The organism is Microcystis sp. M_QC_C_20170808_M9Col, assembly GCF_007095495.1.
Taxonomy (GTDB): domain Bacteria; phylum Cyanobacteriota; class Cyanobacteriia; order Cyanobacteriales; family Microcystaceae; genus Microcystis; species Microcystis aeruginosa.
Map to the genome: position 1 here is coordinate 1 of NZ_SFBZ01000321.1, position 14,520 is coordinate 14,520.

Annotated in this window: 11 protein-coding genes; all 11 read left to right on the plus strand. The window is 43.1% G+C overall.

What is annotated here, in order from left to right; translation table 11 throughout:
* On the plus strand, nt 1-612 hold a 612-nt coding region (locus EWV68_RS20370), incomplete at its 5' end, for a Uma2 family endonuclease (RefSeq protein ID WP_287170859.1).
* A gap of 61 nt (nt 613-673) precedes the next feature.
* Nucleotides 674-1,732: an NAD-dependent epimerase/dehydratase family protein gene (locus tag EWV68_RS20375; RefSeq protein ID WP_012264577.1), complete on the plus strand. Its 1,059-nt coding sequence runs from the start codon at nt 674-676 to the stop codon at nt 1,730-1,732.
* A gap of 12 nt (nt 1,733-1,744) precedes the next feature.
* The gene (locus EWV68_RS20380; protein WP_012264578.1) at nt 1,745-2,569 is read left to right on the plus strand and encodes a transketolase; all 825 of its coding nucleotides are present in this window, start codon (nt 1,745-1,747) and stop codon (nt 2,567-2,569) included.
* Complete coding sequence (locus tag EWV68_RS20385; protein WP_287170861.1) at nt 2,566-3,477, plus strand: transketolase family protein; 912 nt, start codon at nt 2,566-2,568, stop codon at nt 3,475-3,477. Before EWV68_RS20380 ends, EWV68_RS20385 begins: the two co-directional genes overlap by 4 nt.
* Nucleotides 3,478-3,481: 4 nt before the next feature.
* Nucleotides 3,482-3,880 (plus strand): GtrA family protein, encoded by a 399-nt coding sequence (locus EWV68_RS20390; protein WP_012264580.1) that lies wholly within the window; start codon nt 3,482-3,484, stop codon nt 3,878-3,880.
* A complete protein-coding gene (locus EWV68_RS20395; RefSeq protein ID WP_287170863.1) occupies nt 3,877-4,809 on the plus strand; it encodes a glycosyltransferase family 2 protein in 933 nt (310 codons plus the stop codon). Before EWV68_RS20390 ends, EWV68_RS20395 begins: the two co-directional genes overlap by 4 nt.
* Nucleotides 4,810-5,154: 345 nt before the next feature.
* Complete coding sequence (locus EWV68_RS20400) at nt 5,155-5,424, plus strand: YciI family protein (RefSeq protein ID WP_061431669.1); 270 nt, start codon at nt 5,155-5,157, stop codon at nt 5,422-5,424.
* 139 nt (nt 5,425-5,563) lie between these two features.
* Complete coding sequence (smc, locus tag EWV68_RS20405; protein ID WP_287170864.1) at nt 5,564-9,094, plus strand: chromosome segregation protein SMC; 3,531 nt, start codon at nt 5,564-5,566, stop codon at nt 9,092-9,094.
* A 255-nt stretch (nt 9,095-9,349) separates the two neighbouring features.
* A complete protein-coding gene (locus EWV68_RS20410) occupies nt 9,350-10,930 on the plus strand; it encodes a photosystem II high light acclimation radical SAM protein (protein WP_287170866.1) in 1,581 nt (526 codons plus the stop codon).
* Nucleotides 10,931-10,972: 42 nt separating this feature from the next.
* Nucleotides 10,973-12,484 (plus strand): WD40 repeat domain-containing protein, encoded by a 1,512-nt coding sequence (locus tag EWV68_RS20415; protein WP_061431672.1) that lies wholly within the window; start codon nt 10,973-10,975, stop codon nt 12,482-12,484.
* 146 nt (nt 12,485-12,630) lie between these two features.
* Complete coding sequence (locus EWV68_RS20420; protein ID WP_004163413.1) at nt 12,631-14,511, plus strand: DNA-directed RNA polymerase subunit gamma; 1,881 nt, start codon at nt 12,631-12,633, stop codon at nt 14,509-14,511.
* Nucleotides 14,512-14,520: the final 9 nt, after the last annotated feature.

A 14,520-nucleotide genomic window follows, 5' to 3' on the forward strand; every position in this document is an offset into this window, starting at 1 on the left:
TCGTTAGAATTAGCAGGACTAATTCTAGAATCGATGCTAATTGCCTCTAATTTTGGCTTGTGTGCTACCGTTAAAACTCAAACTGTTGTCAAAGCACCTGATTGGGTTTATATTCCCTCAGTAAAACCCATTGCTAGTGGAGAAATTCGGCGCAGTTACACTCCCCATCTTGAAGGAGAAATTCCTACCATTGTCCTAGAGTTTATCTCAGAAACCGAAGGGGGTGAATATTCCATTAACCCTCACTATCCCTATGGAAAATGGTATTTTTACGAGCAAATCTTACAAGTACCTATCTATGGAATATTTCAGCCAAAAACCGGAGAATTAGAAATTTATCGATTGAATCAAGGAAGATATGAACAACAAAAACCTGATGAAAACAATCGTTATTGGATAGCAGAGATTAACTTATTTTTGGGAGTCTGGCAGGGAAAAAAAGCGGAAGTAACAGCCTATTGGTTGCGCTGGTGGGATAAGTCGGGCAATCTGTTATTATGGGGGAGTGAACGAGTCGCACAAACTGAATATCAACTCGAACAGGAGCGAATGTTACGGCACAAATTAGCTGAAAAATTAAGAGAAATAGGCGTTGAACCAGAAACCTTGTAGGAGACTTGTCAAATGCTGATAAAATCATGGAAGGAATCTTGGTAATGATTCGGGGCTGAAGATGCAACCTAACCTAACAAATGACTTAAATCACATTCTTGCCCATACTAAAACCCTGTGGGAGGAATTGCGGGGACAACGGATATTTATTACCGGAGGTACAGGCTTTTTTGGCTGTTGGTTATTAGAAAGTTTTATTTGGGCTAATGATCAGCTAGACTTAAAAGCATCGGCAGTGGTTTTAACCAGAAATCCTGATAGTTTCAGGCAAAAAGCTCCTCATTTAGCCAATCATCCCGCTATTCAATTCCCTAGCGGTGATGTTAGGTCATTTCAGTTTCCTAAAGGGGAGTTTTCTTATATTATTCATGCGGCAACGGATGCAAGTTCTCTAGTACATCAAGAGGATCGTCTTTTTGTCCTAGATACTACAGTACAAGGGACTCGGCGAGTGCTAGATTTTGCTAAAAATTGTGGCACAAAAAAATTATTACTAACTAGCTCAGGAGCAATTTATGGTCAACAACCCTCAGATATAAGTCATATTCCGGAAAGTTATCAAGGGGCGCCGGATGTGAGTTCTCCTAACTCCGTTTATGGAGAGGGAAAACGACTCGCAGAACTCTTGAGTGTCTTGTATGCTCAGGAGTATAATATAGAGGTAAAAATCGCCAGGTGTTTTGCCTTTGTCGGTCCCTATTTACCTTTAGATGGATCTTTTGCCATTGGCAACTTTATCAAGGACAGTTTAGAGGGAAAAACGATTCATATTAAAGGAGATGGAACCCCCTATCGTTCCTATTTATATGCTTCGGATTTGATGATTTGGTTATGGACTATATTATTTAAGGGTGAGTCTTGTCGTCCTTATAATGTGGGTTCAAATGTGGAAATCAACATCAAAGATACCGCCTTAGCAGTGGCGGAAATTGCTGGACACCCTAATTCTATCACTGTTGCTCAAGAACCAGTTGTAGGTCAACGGATTGCCAGATATGTACCCGCTACTGACAGAGCATTAAAAGAATTAGGACTCAAGGCAACCGTTGATTTATCTACAGGGATTAAAAAAACCCTTGCATGGTATCAACAAAGACTAACACAAACTGATAATCATTGAGGAGTTTAACTCATGAAATTTGCGGCGAATCAACTCCGTCAAACTGTTCTGAGGATGGCCTTTGCTGGTTCGACCGTGCATATTGGCTGTGCCTTTTCTATTATCGAGATTCTCGCAGTTCTCTATCGTTCTTACCTAAATCTAGGGAATGGTCAACCGGAGTCCCCCGGCAGAGATTATTTAATTCTCAGTAAAGGTCATGGAGTAATGGCTCAATATGCTTGTATGTATGAGTTAGGCTGGCTAACGGATAAGGATATTGATAATTACTTTGGGGATGGTACAATTCTTAAAGGGTTATCTGATGCTCATGTGCCTGGTTTAGAAGTAAGTTCAGGGTCTTTAGGGCATGGTTTATCTGTGGGTGTTGGCATAGCGTTAGCTAGTAAAATTAAAGGAACCGGACAGCGTTGTTTTGCCCTTGTGGGGGATGGAGAAATTAATGAGGGGTCGATTTGGGAAGCCCTACTTTTTGCCTCTCATTTTCAACTATCTAACTTGTTAGTCATTGTAGATGCTAATGGTTATCAAGCGATGGGTACTACTCAAGAAGTGATGAATTTAGGTCAAATTGCTGATAAGTTCCGGGCTTTTGGTTTTGACTGTCGAGAAGTAGATGGTCATGATGAAAAGGCATTATATCAGGTCTTTCAAGAATTATTAGAACTGTCTTCTTCTTGTCCTAAAGCTGTTATCGCTCACACGGTTAAAGGGAAAGGTGTTTCTTTCATGGAAGATAATAATGTTTGGCATTATAGCCGCTTAAATCGAGAAATTTATGCACAAGCTAAAGCCGAATTAGAACCTCAAGTTTACAAGGATAAATTAAGTTTATGAGAAACGCTTTTTCAGATGCTTTAGTCAAATTTGCTTTAGGGGATGAGCGAGTTCTGTTATTAACCGGGGACCATGGTTATGCTTTATTCGATGATTTTCGTCAGGCTTGCCCTAAACAATATATTAATGCGGGGGTAGCAGAACAAAATATGGTAGGTGTGGCGGCAGGACTCGCTAAATCGGGGTTTTTTCCAGTAGTTTATGGTTTAAGTTCTTTTCTGCCGATAAGAGTTCTAGAACAAATTAAGTTAGATATTTGTTATGAACAATTAAAGGTTTTATTGATTGGAGATGGTGCTGGAGTGGTCTATAGTAGTCTGGGTTCTAGTCATCAGTCTACCGAAGATATTGCCGCTTTAAGGGCTTTACCTAATATCTCGATTCTCTCCCCGGCAGATGCCTCCGAAATGACTCAATGCCTGAATTGGGCTTTTAACAGTGATAGACCAGTTTATTTACGCATGGGTAAGGCAGATTTAGGGGTAATTCATGAGACTTTACCTAACCTTGAGCCGGGTAAACTTTACCCCGTTAAACCAGGCACCGGCAACCTTGGATTTTTGGCAACAGGTTCGATGGTTAAAACGGCTCTAGAAGTGGCTCAAGAATGGGATAATAGTGGGGTGTGGAGTGTTCCTTTTATTAAGCCTCTTGATGTCCAACAAGTGAGAGAAATTTGTCAGCAATATCAAGCTATTGTGGTGATAGAAGAACATTCTATCTATGGGGGTTTGGGTTCTGCTATTTCTGAAATTGCCAGCACCTATCATCCCAGTTGGATTTGTCGCATTGGTATTGAAGATAGATTTTCTCAATTTTGCGGAACTTATCAATATTTGATGCAAGAACATCGGCTAGATGTTACCTCAGTCAAGGAAAAAGTTAGAAATTTTATGTCACGATTGTAGAAAAATGTATCTGTTCCAAAAAAGCAAATTTGCCAGATTTTTGTTAGTTGGCGTACTGAATACCTTATTTGGTTATTTTTTATACGGTAGTCTTATACTGATAGGACTAAATTACAAGTACGCTGTCTTGCTGGCTACTATTATCGGAGTCTTATTTAACTTTCAAACCACGGGAAGACTGGTTTTTGGTAGCAAAAACAACAAATTGATTTTTCGTTTTGTCTTAGTTTATGTGGCGACTTTTCTCTTGAACGTTGAGGCTCTGAGATTTGTCGATGGGATGAATATAAATATCGAACAGAAAACCAAAATGCTTATTGCTGGAGCCATCTTGGTTCTTCCCATGGCTGTCATCTCTTTTGTTTTAATGAAACTATTTGTTTTTAGAGAAGGCTCACAATGAAAAAAATTACGATTATGACTCCTTGTTATAATGAAGAAGGGAATGTTGAAGACCTTTACCTGCGAGTTAAAGAAGTCTTTAATCAGTTACCTAACTATGAGTATGAACATCTTTTTATCGATAACGCTTCCCAAGATAAAACTGTAGATGAATTAAAAAAAATTGCTCAAAAAGACCCCGGGATAAAAGTCATCGTTAATGCTAGAAATTTCGGTCCCGTTCGTTCTGGTTACTATGGTATTCTTCAGTGTTACGGAGATGCGGTTATTTTTATGGTAGCAGATCTGCAAGATCCTCCCGAATTAATCCTAGAATTTGTCAAGAAGTGGGAGGAAGGCTATAAAGTTGTTAAAGCGGTTAAAACTCCGATGAAAGAAGGAGCTTTTTTCTATTTTGCTAGACAAATTTTTTATTATTTAATGGACAATCTTTCAGATATAAAAGTTACTAGAAACTTTACAGGTTTCGGTTTATACGATCAGAAAGTCATTAATGTTCTACGAGAGATTAACGATCCCTATCCCTATTTTAGGGGACTCATTGAAGAGTTGGGTTTTGAAAGTTTCTCTTTTGAGTATCAACAACAACGGCGAAAACGGGGTATTAGTAGTTACAACTTCTATCGATACTATAGCGAAGCGATGCTGGGTATTACCAGTCACTCCCAAGTTCCCCTCAGACTGGCCACCATGTTAGGCTTTGCTTTGTCCCTCTTGAGTTTGCTAGTGGCGTTAGGTTATTTAATCGCCAAATTGTTGTTCTGGGATTATTTTCCTTTGGGAACCGTACCAATCATGGTCGGACTATTTTTAATCGCTTCTGTGCAACTATTTTTTATCGGCATTATTGGGGAATATATTGGCTTAATGCACATGAGAATTTTAAAAAGGCCTTTAGTTGTCGAACGAGAACGGATTAACTTTGAGTGAGTGACTGTATTTGTTATACTAACTCAATCTTGGAGGACAAATGGTAATGGTTAGGCGTTGGGTTTCATGCTTCAACCCAACCTACTTTCATCTTATATTTAATTCCACCCACCTACTTAAATACAATAGAAAACCTATCTGGATTAGCTAATCTATATATAGCGTTTTTCAGTCTAATGAGGTATAGTAAATCCATCGATAGATAGGCGTTTCAGCGTTTCAATCGGGACTCACCGCTATAGTAAAATGTAGATTCTGTGTACCCCCCCACTTTTCTATACCGATTTAGCCTGATTGACGATTCGATCGTAAAATAGCAACAGATCAAGAGAGTACAGGTCAAATATGCCGAAATTTGTTATCTGGGGTAGTTATTGTGAAAACGTGCTGGAAAAACGCGCTCCCTATCGTCAAGCGCATCTAGAGGGATTAAATCAACAGAAAGAACAGGGAATTCTCATTACTATCGGACCAACGGCAGATTTAAGCCAAGTTTTCGGAATTTATCAGGCAGCCAGCGAGTCGGAAGTGCGAGAATTAATCGAAGCGGACCCCTACTGGCAAAATGGTATCTGGACAGAATACCAAGTCAAAGAATGGATTCAAGCTATCTAAGGGGGCTATCAGCTATATTTTTCTATAAGGGTGTTGTCATCTCCGGTCAAGTCTGAGGATATTTTCAAGGATAAACCGGAGTTATCCCTTATAGATTCAAGCTGACAGCTGATAGCTTGCCTACTTTTTGCTTATCGCCATGGTTTACATCAAAAAGGTCGAACTCTCACACTTCAAATCCTTCGGGGGAACGACTCCCATCCCCTTTTTACCGGGGTTTACGGTGGTTTCTGGTCCAAATGGTTCGGGAAAGTCGAATATCCTCGACGCATTGCTATTTTGCTTGGGATTAGCTACTTCCAAGGGAATGCGGGCCGAAAGATTACCGGATTTAGTCAATCACAGCTATAACAGTCAACGTCATAGTACCGAAGCGAGTGTCTCGGTGACTTTTGATGTTGCCGATATTCCTGACGCAACCGATAGGGATTGGACGGTTTCTAGGCGCTTAAAAGTGGCTAAGGGTGGCAGCTATACTTCTACCTACTATATCAATGGGGAAACCTGTACGGTTAGCGAACTTCACGACCAATTAAACCGTTTACGCATCTATCCCGAAGGGTACAACGTGGTGTTACAGGGGGACGTAACCCGAATTATCAGCATGAATGCTAAGGAAAGACGGGAAATTATCGACGAATTGGCAGGAGTAGCTGAATTTGACCGCAAAATTGAGAAAACTAAGGAGAATATCGATTCGGTTAAAGAAAGGGAAGAACGCTGCCAAATTATTGCCACAGAATTGCAAAAATCTCTGGAGAAATTAGCACTCGATCGCATTAAAGCCGAAAAATACCAAAAACTCAAGGCCCAAGTCCAAGAAAAACAACAATGGGAAATTGTCCTCCATTGGCAAAATCTCCAGCAGCGCTGCCAGCAATTAAAAGAACAAATTCAAGCTGGGGAAAAGGAAAAACAGGTTTTAACCGAGACTATCGCCAATTTATCCGAACAAATCGCCCAAAATAGTCAAGAATTAGAGAAACTCAATCAACAGGTCAAAGCTTTCGGGGAAGATGAACACCTGTCCCTAACTTCCCGATTAGCGAGTCAACAGGCCAAACGACAACAACAGCAACAACGACAAAAAGAGTTAGAAAACCTCGAAAAAGAATCTCAGGCACAGAAAAACAGGCTTTTAGAGGAAATTAATCGCTACAATCTCGAATTAAATCAGATTACTGCCCAAAAAAGCCGTTTAGAAACTGAAATTTTACCCAATCTCCTACTGGCAACCCAAACCGCAAGGGAAACCCTAGAAACCCATCGTCTGCAAGCAAGTAGTCTCGCGGAAGCGTCAGAAGCTTGGGTAAAAGAACAAAGCGACCTTTCCCGCAATATTACCCGTCTTCAGGAACAATTAAACCCCTACCGTAGCCAACGGGCCCAATTGACCGAAAGATGCGATCGATTGCAAACTAATATAGTAGAAGCTGGTCAACGTCTGCAAGAATTAGAGCAAGTTATTAGCACAAAAACCGAAGAAAGTCAAGAAATATTACAAAAAATTAATCAATCGGAACCCGATATCCAAAATTTAGCCCAAAAACTCACCATTGCCGAACAAAATCGCGTCATCAGTCAGGACACCCAAAAACGTCTGCTAAAAGAACAACGGGACAAACAGAGGGAATTAGATAAACTGGAAGCGACCAAGCAAGCACAACAGGAGGCCCAGGGAACCTATGCTACTCAAATATTATTACAGTCAGATTTGCCCGGAATCTGCGGATTAGTGGCACAATTGGGGGAAGTAGAGGAACGTTATCAAATTGCTCTTGAAATCGCCGCCGGAGGTCGTTTAGGTCATGTAGTCGTCCAAGATGATAGCGTTGCGGCTGCCGGAATTGCCTTGCTAAAACAGCGTCGCATCGGTAGGGCCACTTTTTTACCCCTGAATAAAATTCGTCCTCCCCGTCCCCAGGATATTTCCTCTCTGCGTCATGCGCGGGGTTATCTGGATTTAGCGGTGAATTTAGTTAAGTTTCAATCCCAGTATCGGGAGGTTTTTAACTATATTTTTGGCAGTACCGTGGTTTTCGAGGATATAGATTCTGCCCGTTATTATATCAATCAATATCGCATCGTTACTTTGGATGGCGAGTTATTAGAGATGACTGGCGCTATGACCGGAGGCAGCCAACCGACGCGATCGGGGCTGCGTTTTGGTAAAATTTCTCCGAAGGAGTCTAGCGAAGCGGAATCTCTACGGGAAAGATTAGCAGAAATCGATCGCATTCTTACCCGCAACGAAGAAAAAATCACCCAAGTTAATAATCTTATCAGTCAGTTAACCCAACAGTTAACCGAAACCCGTCAAAGTCATCGGGAAAATCAATTATCTCTACAACAATTAAGCAAGGATTTACAACGTTTAACCACAGAAAAAGAGGATTTAACCCGTCAATTATCGGGTCAGCAAGAGGAAATTACTATTTCTCGTCAACGGTTAGAAATATTAACCAGAGAAATTCCTGATTTAGAGTTATCTTTACAGGAAGAACAGGAGAAATTAACTGCTTTAGAGGCCAATCATACCCATAGCGAATGGCAACAGGTACAGGGAATAATTCGCGGTCAAGAATTAGAGTTACAAACCCAAGAAAATCACCTCGCTACAGTCCGCGAACAGTTAAAAGATTTACATAATCAACAAATCAGACTAGAGGAAAAAAGTCAAGAGTCTGGGGATAGAATTATTGAGATTGACAGGATAATTACCGATGCAGTTAATCAGAGAAATATCGGTAATCTGGAGATAGAAAAACTTGATTGCCATATTTTAGAAATCAATCAAGCTTTACAGCAATTATCGCAACAACTAGGGGAAACCAAGCAAAAAAGAGATCAATTAGAGACAGTTTTGCGACAACAACAAAACCGGCAACAACAGGCTATCTGGCAATCGGAAAAGTTAGTCAACAATCAAGAGGAAAGACAAGCATTACTAACCACTTTACAGACAGAAATTAGTCAACTAGAAAGCGACTTACCCAATCCCTTGCCCGAAATTCCTGAAAGCGATCGAGATTTCGAGAAAATTCAAAGCGATATTCGGCAGTTACAAAAGAAATTAGCAGCTTTAGAACCTGTCAATATGTTAGCTTTAGAAGAACACCAAAAAACTAAAGAGAGATTAGATGAACTATCAGAAAAACTGCAAACTCTAGAAGGGGAAAGAACCGAACTACTTTTACGGATAGAAAACTTTACCACCCTCAGATTTAATGCTTTTCAGGAAGCATTTACTGCCGTTAACGAAAACTTTAAGAATATATTTGCCACCCTGTCCGATGGCGATGGTTACTTACAACTAGAAGACGAAAATGACCCCTTTAATGGTGGCTTAAATTTGGTGGCACATCCGAAAGGAAAACCAGTACAGCGATTAAGTTCCATGTCTGGAGGTGAAAAATCTTTAACCGCTTTAAGCTTTATTTTTTCCCTACAAAGATATCGTCCTTCTCCCTTTTATGCGTTTGATGAAGTGGATATGTTTTTAGATGGGGCGAATGTGGAGAAATTGGCCAAAATGATTCAAAAACAAGCACAACAAGCGCAATTTATTGTCGTTAGTTTGCGTCGGCCGATGATTGAAGCTTCCGAAAGAACCATCGGTGTCACCCAAGCGCGGGGAACCCATACACAGGTACTAGGAATTAAAGTTTAACCTAAGATGCAAGTGGGGTGTGGGGTGTAGGGTGTAGGGTGTAGGGTGTGGGGTGTGGGGTGTGGGGTGTAGGGTGTGGGGAAGTGGGGTGTGGGAAGTGGGAAGCTTTTCAGTAAACAGTAAACAGTGAACTGAAAATTCACATCTGATAACTGATAACTGATAACTGATAACTGATAACTGCCAGACAAGCCCAGCAAAGTTAAGTTATATTAAGATTACTCAGAATGCGTCCCTGTCCCATTCAGAAATCCCATGACTCAACCGCAAGCGCAACGCATCCTCTACGTTAGACTCCCCTGTAACCCCATTTTCCCCATCGGTGTCGTTTATCTTTCCGACCACGTTCATAAACTATTCCCCGACATCGAACAAAGGATTTTTGACCTTGGCACCGTCCCCCCCTTAGACTTTAACCAAGCACTCGATCGCTGTGTTGACGAATTTCGGCCGACCCTGCTAGTATTCTCCTGGCGGGATATTCAAATATATGCCCCCGTCGGTGGTCGCGGTGGCAATCCCCTGCAAAACGCCTTTGAATTTTACTACGCTAAAAACCCCCTAATCAAGCTGCGAGGTGCTTTAGGAGGTTTAAAGGTGACGACAGCCTACTACGGCGAATTATGGCGCAATCAGGCACTAATTCGCCGAGGGTTGCAGCGGGCCAAAAAATACCATCCCGAAGCGCGAGTTATCGTCGGGGGTGGTGCCGTCAGTGTTTTCTACGAACAACTAAAAACCAAACTGCCCACAGGAACAATTGTATCAGTGGGAGAAGGGGAAACCCTGCTAGAAAAATTCCTCTCTGGCCGGGACTTTAGCGATGAACGTTGTTATGTGGTCGGAGAAACCACACCCCGGCCGCGTTTAATCCACGAATCCCCCACCCCGTTAGAAAAATCCGCTTGTAACTACGACTATATCGCCGGTATTTGGCCGGAATTTTCCTACTATTTCCAAGAAAACGACTTTTATATCGGGGTACAAACCAAGCGCGGCTGTCCCCATAACTGCTGCTACTGCATCTATACCGTCGTCGAAGGGAAACAAGTACGCATTAATCCCGCCGATGAAGTAGTTAAGGAAATGCGCCAATTATACGACCGCGGCATTCGCAATTTCTGGTTTACCGATGCCCAATTTATCCCCGCCAGAAAATTTATCGACGATGTAGAAGAACTATTAGAAAAAATCCTCGATGCTGGGATGAAAGATATACGTTGGGCTGCCTATATTCGTGCCGATAATCTCACCCCGAAACTGTGCGATTTAATGGTAAAAACAGGCATGAACTACTTTGAAATTGGCATCACCAGTGGTTCTCAGGAATTAGTCCGCAAGATGCGTATGGGCTATAATTTGCGGACAGTTCTGCAAAATTGTCGGGACTTAAAAGCGGCCGGTTTTAATGATCTGGTTTCGGTAAATTATTCCTTTAATGTTATTGATGAAACCCTGGAAACTATTCGTCAAACTATCGCCTATCATCGGGAATTAGAAAACATTTTTGGAGTCGATAAAGTGGAACCAGCCATCTTTTTTATCGGACTACAACCCCACACCCATCTAGAAGAATACGCCCTCAAAAAAGAAATTCTTAAACCCGACTATGATCCCATGAGTTTAATGCCCTGGACAGCCAAAAAACTGCTCTGGAATCCTGAACCTTTGGGGTCATTCTTTGGCGAAGTTTGTCTGCAAGCATGGCGACAAAATCCCGATGATTTTGGACGGGAAGTGCTGAAAATTTTGGAAGCAAGACTAGGGAAAGCCGATTTAGAATCCGCTTTAACCGCACCGATAGAAACTAAGGAAAAAGTCTTAACTCCTGCTTAAAAATTAATTTTAGTCAATCCCAAGGCAGCAATTAGCGTTACCATGAGTCTGAAATCAGGAGATGATCAAAATTCCTTTACTGGTAACTGCAAAATGACCGACCATCGCCCCCATTGGCTAGAATTAGCGGAATATATCGCCCTAGTATTAACCCTGCTTACCCTTATCGCCATGGGTGCGGGGTTTTTGCCTTTGTTCCTCCTAGTAGTGACTTTCGGGTTGAATATTCTCAATCGTCTCCGAGAAAGAACCCTGCAACGTCAACGCTTAACTGAAATGACCGGTCATTTACAGGATCAGTGGGAAGAAGAAAAAGAAGCTTTATCAGCACAAATACAGTCCCTCAGTCCCGCGGTGGCCAGCGATAACGCCCGTGCGGTCGCAGAATTAGAGGAGAATATTCTCGCCCTCGAACAGTCCTACAATCAAATTATTCAATACATCAACCGTAACGCGCTGCTGGAACGCATCGAACATCTGGAAAAATCCTACGGTCGCTTACACAGAGAGATTTTGCCGATTAACGAAGAATCGGCGGATATTACCGCCACAAAAGCGGAAAATGAGCCACAAATCACCCTACCTGCCCTTAATTTAACTCCTACTCCCCCCCCCGTCGATATCCCCCATTGGCACTATTATCGCCGTCTGGCCGCCCATCGGGAAATGATCACAGCGATCGCAATTACCGAGGATCAACGGTTTTTAATGAGCGTTAGTTGGGATCGTACCCTAAAAATCTGGGATTTTGCGAGAGGAACCCTGATTAATACGGTGGAAGCTCATGATCAGGGCATTTTAGCCCTAGCAGTCACCGGAAACGGCGATTATCATCTAGCGACGGGAGGATTCGATCAAACCGTTAAATTATGGACTTTAGCCAGCGATGCCAGTAATCTGGAATTAAATCAAATTTTCCTCGGTCATCTCGGTTCGATTCACGGCCTAGATTTTGCCCCCCGTTGGCATTTTTTGGTTAGTGGTAGTTACGATCAAACCCTAAAACAGTGGAATTTAGAGCAGGAAACCGAAGAATTTAGTTCCTATGACAGTCTGGGGGCAATTTATGCCCTAGCAGTGGCTCCTAATCAAGATTTTATCGCCGCAGCTGGAGGTGATGGCACTGTCACCCTCTGGCAATTAGGATCGGGAGCAAAAATCGCCGTCTTATCAGGTAACATTTCTTCGGTGCAGAGTCTTGCGATCGCTGCCGATGGTCAGATTATTGCCGCCGGTTGTGTGGATGGTACGGTGAAAATCTGGCAATACGATCGAGAGAAAAGCGGTCATTTTGCGCCAATTCGGGTGATCAATGCCCATAATGGTCAGGTGACAAGCTTGGTATTCGGAGAGGAGGGTCAATGGTTATTTACCGGGGGAACCGACGGAGAGATTAAAATCTGGTTAGCTAATTATCAACAGGCGATCGCAACTCTCAGCGCCACCAATGAGCGATCATCGCCAATTTCCAGTTTAGTTCTCAGCCCCGATTATTGCCACCTAGCGGCGGCTGCGGCCGACGGCAGCATCACCATCTGGGAAAATATCACTTAATGGTCGATCGAACTAGAAAAATTGTATAATGTAATGTCCCGGACTCGGTCGGGCCAGTTTGACCCGAAGAAAAAGTGACTGAGTTAACTGTCGTTTCTGCCCAATAGTTGTCAACCCAGATCATTACCCATAGTAAAAAATTCAGAATGAAGACTCCAACAGATCAAAGATTTGATTACGTCAAAATCGGTTTAGCGTCCCCCGAGAGAATTCGGCAATGGGGAGAAAGAACCCTACCTAACGGTCAAGTCGTCGGAGAAGTAACCAAACCAGAAACGATCAACTATCGGACTCTTAAACCGGAAATGGATGGGTTATTCTGCGAGAAAATTTTTGGCCCCTCCAAAGACTGGGAATGTTGGTGCGGTAAATACAAGCGCGTCCGTCACCGGGGAATTGTCTGTGAACGTTGCGGGGTAGAAGTCACCGAGTCGCGGGTACGTCGTCATCGCATGGGTTTTATCAAATTAGCTGCCCCCGTCACCCACGTTTGGTATCTCAAAGGTATTCCCAGTTATCTCAGTATCCTGCTCGATATGCCCCTGCGGGACGTGGAGCAAATCGTCTATTTTAATGCCTATGTGGTTCTCGATCCGGGTAACGCAGGCAATCTTAGTTATAAACAACTCCTCAGCGAAGATCAATGGTTAGAGATCGAAGAAGAAATCTACGCGGAGGATTCGGAATTAGTCGGTATTGAAGTGGGTATCGGGGCCGAGGCTATCCAAAGACTCTTACAGGAAATTAACCTGGAAGAAGAAGCGGAAAGACTGCGGACGGAAATTGTCGAAAGTAAGGGGCAAAAACGAGCAAAATTAATTAAACGTCTCCGGGTAATCGATAACTTTATCGCCACGGGTTCTCAGGCAGAATGGATGGTTTTAAGCGTAATTCCCGTGATTCCCCCCGATTTACGCCCGATGGTGCAGTTGGACGGCGGCCGTTTTGCCACCTCTGACCTGAACGATCTCTACCGTCGGGTGATTAACCGCAATAACCGTTTATCCCGTCTGCAAGAAATTCTCGCTCCCGAAATTATCGTCCGCAACGAAAAACGGATGTTACAGGAGGCCGTCGATGCTTTAATTGATAACGGTCGTCGCGGTCGCACGGTGGTGGGGGCCAATAATCGCGCCCTGAAGTCTTTATCGGATATTATCGAGGGTAAACAGGGGCGTTTCCGTCAAAATCTCCTCGGTAAACGGGTTGACTATTCGGGACGTTCGGTTATCGTTGTCGGCCCGAAGTTGAAGATCTATCAATGCGGTTTACCCCGGGAAATGGCGATCGAATTGTTCCAACCCTTCGTTATCCATCGTTTAATTAAATTAGGCATCGTCAATAATATCAAGGCAGCCAAGAAAATGATCCAACGGGGGGATGCCAATGTTTGGCACGTCTTGGATGAAGTGATCACGGGACACCCGGTGATGTTAAACCGCGCTCCTACCCTGCACCGTTTGGGCATTCAAGCGTTTGAACCGATATTGGTGGAGGGCCGGGCGATTCAGTTACATCCCCTCGTCTGTCCCGCTTTTAACGCCGACTTTGACGGGGACCAAATGGCCGTACATATTCCCCTCTCCCTGGAAGCACAATCGGAAGCGCGCTTGTTGATGTTGGCCTGTCATAATATTCTCTCACCGGCGACCGGTCGCCCGATTGTTGCCCCTTCTCAGGATATGGTTTTGGGTTGTTATTATCTCACGGCCGAAAATCCCAAGGCCCAAAAGGGTGGGGGTCGTTATTTCGCCAGCATGGATGACGCTATTCGCGCTTTTGATCAGGGATTGGTGGATCTACACGCTTCTGTGTGGTTGCGTTTACCTGTCGGAGAAAAGGTGAAAACCAATAAACCCGATGAGGAAGTCCTGGAAACGGAAACTCTCCCCGATGGCAGCATCTGGAAATATTATCGGGAGCGCAAAACCCGCGAGAAGGATGGTGAGATAATTTCTCAGTATGTGCGTACTACTGTAGGGCGAATTATCTACAATAAGACGATTCTAGAGGCTTTGGTGGTCTAGAGAGAGATT

Coding starts and splice junctions, on each gene's coding strand:
- EWV68_RS20375 (WP_012264577.1), top strand. CDS start 674: ATGCAACCTAACCTAACAAATGACTTAAATCACATTCTTGCCCATACT.
- EWV68_RS20380 (WP_012264578.1), top strand. CDS start 1,745: ATGAAATTTGCGGCGAATCAACTCCGTCAAACTGTTCTGAGGATGGCC.
- EWV68_RS20385 (WP_287170861.1), top strand. CDS start 2,566: ATGAGAAACGCTTTTTCAGATGCTTTAGTCAAATTTGCTTTAGGGGAT.
- EWV68_RS20390 (WP_012264580.1), top strand. CDS start 3,482: ATGTATCTGTTCCAAAAAAGCAAATTTGCCAGATTTTTGTTAGTTGGC.
- EWV68_RS20395 (WP_287170863.1), top strand. CDS start 3,877: ATGAAAAAAATTACGATTATGACTCCTTGTTATAATGAAGAAGGGAAT.
- EWV68_RS20400 (WP_061431669.1), top strand. CDS start 5,155: ATGCCGAAATTTGTTATCTGGGGTAGTTATTGTGAAAACGTGCTGGAA.
- smc (WP_287170864.1), top strand. CDS start 5,564: ATGGTTTACATCAAAAAGGTCGAACTCTCACACTTCAAATCCTTCGGG.
- EWV68_RS20410 (WP_287170866.1), top strand. CDS start 9,350: ATGACTCAACCGCAAGCGCAACGCATCCTCTACGTTAGACTCCCCTGT.
- EWV68_RS20415 (WP_061431672.1), top strand. CDS start 10,973: ATGAGTCTGAAATCAGGAGATGATCAAAATTCCTTTACTGGTAACTGC.
- EWV68_RS20420 (WP_004163413.1), top strand. CDS start 12,631: ATGAAGACTCCAACAGATCAAAGATTTGATTACGTCAAAATCGGTTTA.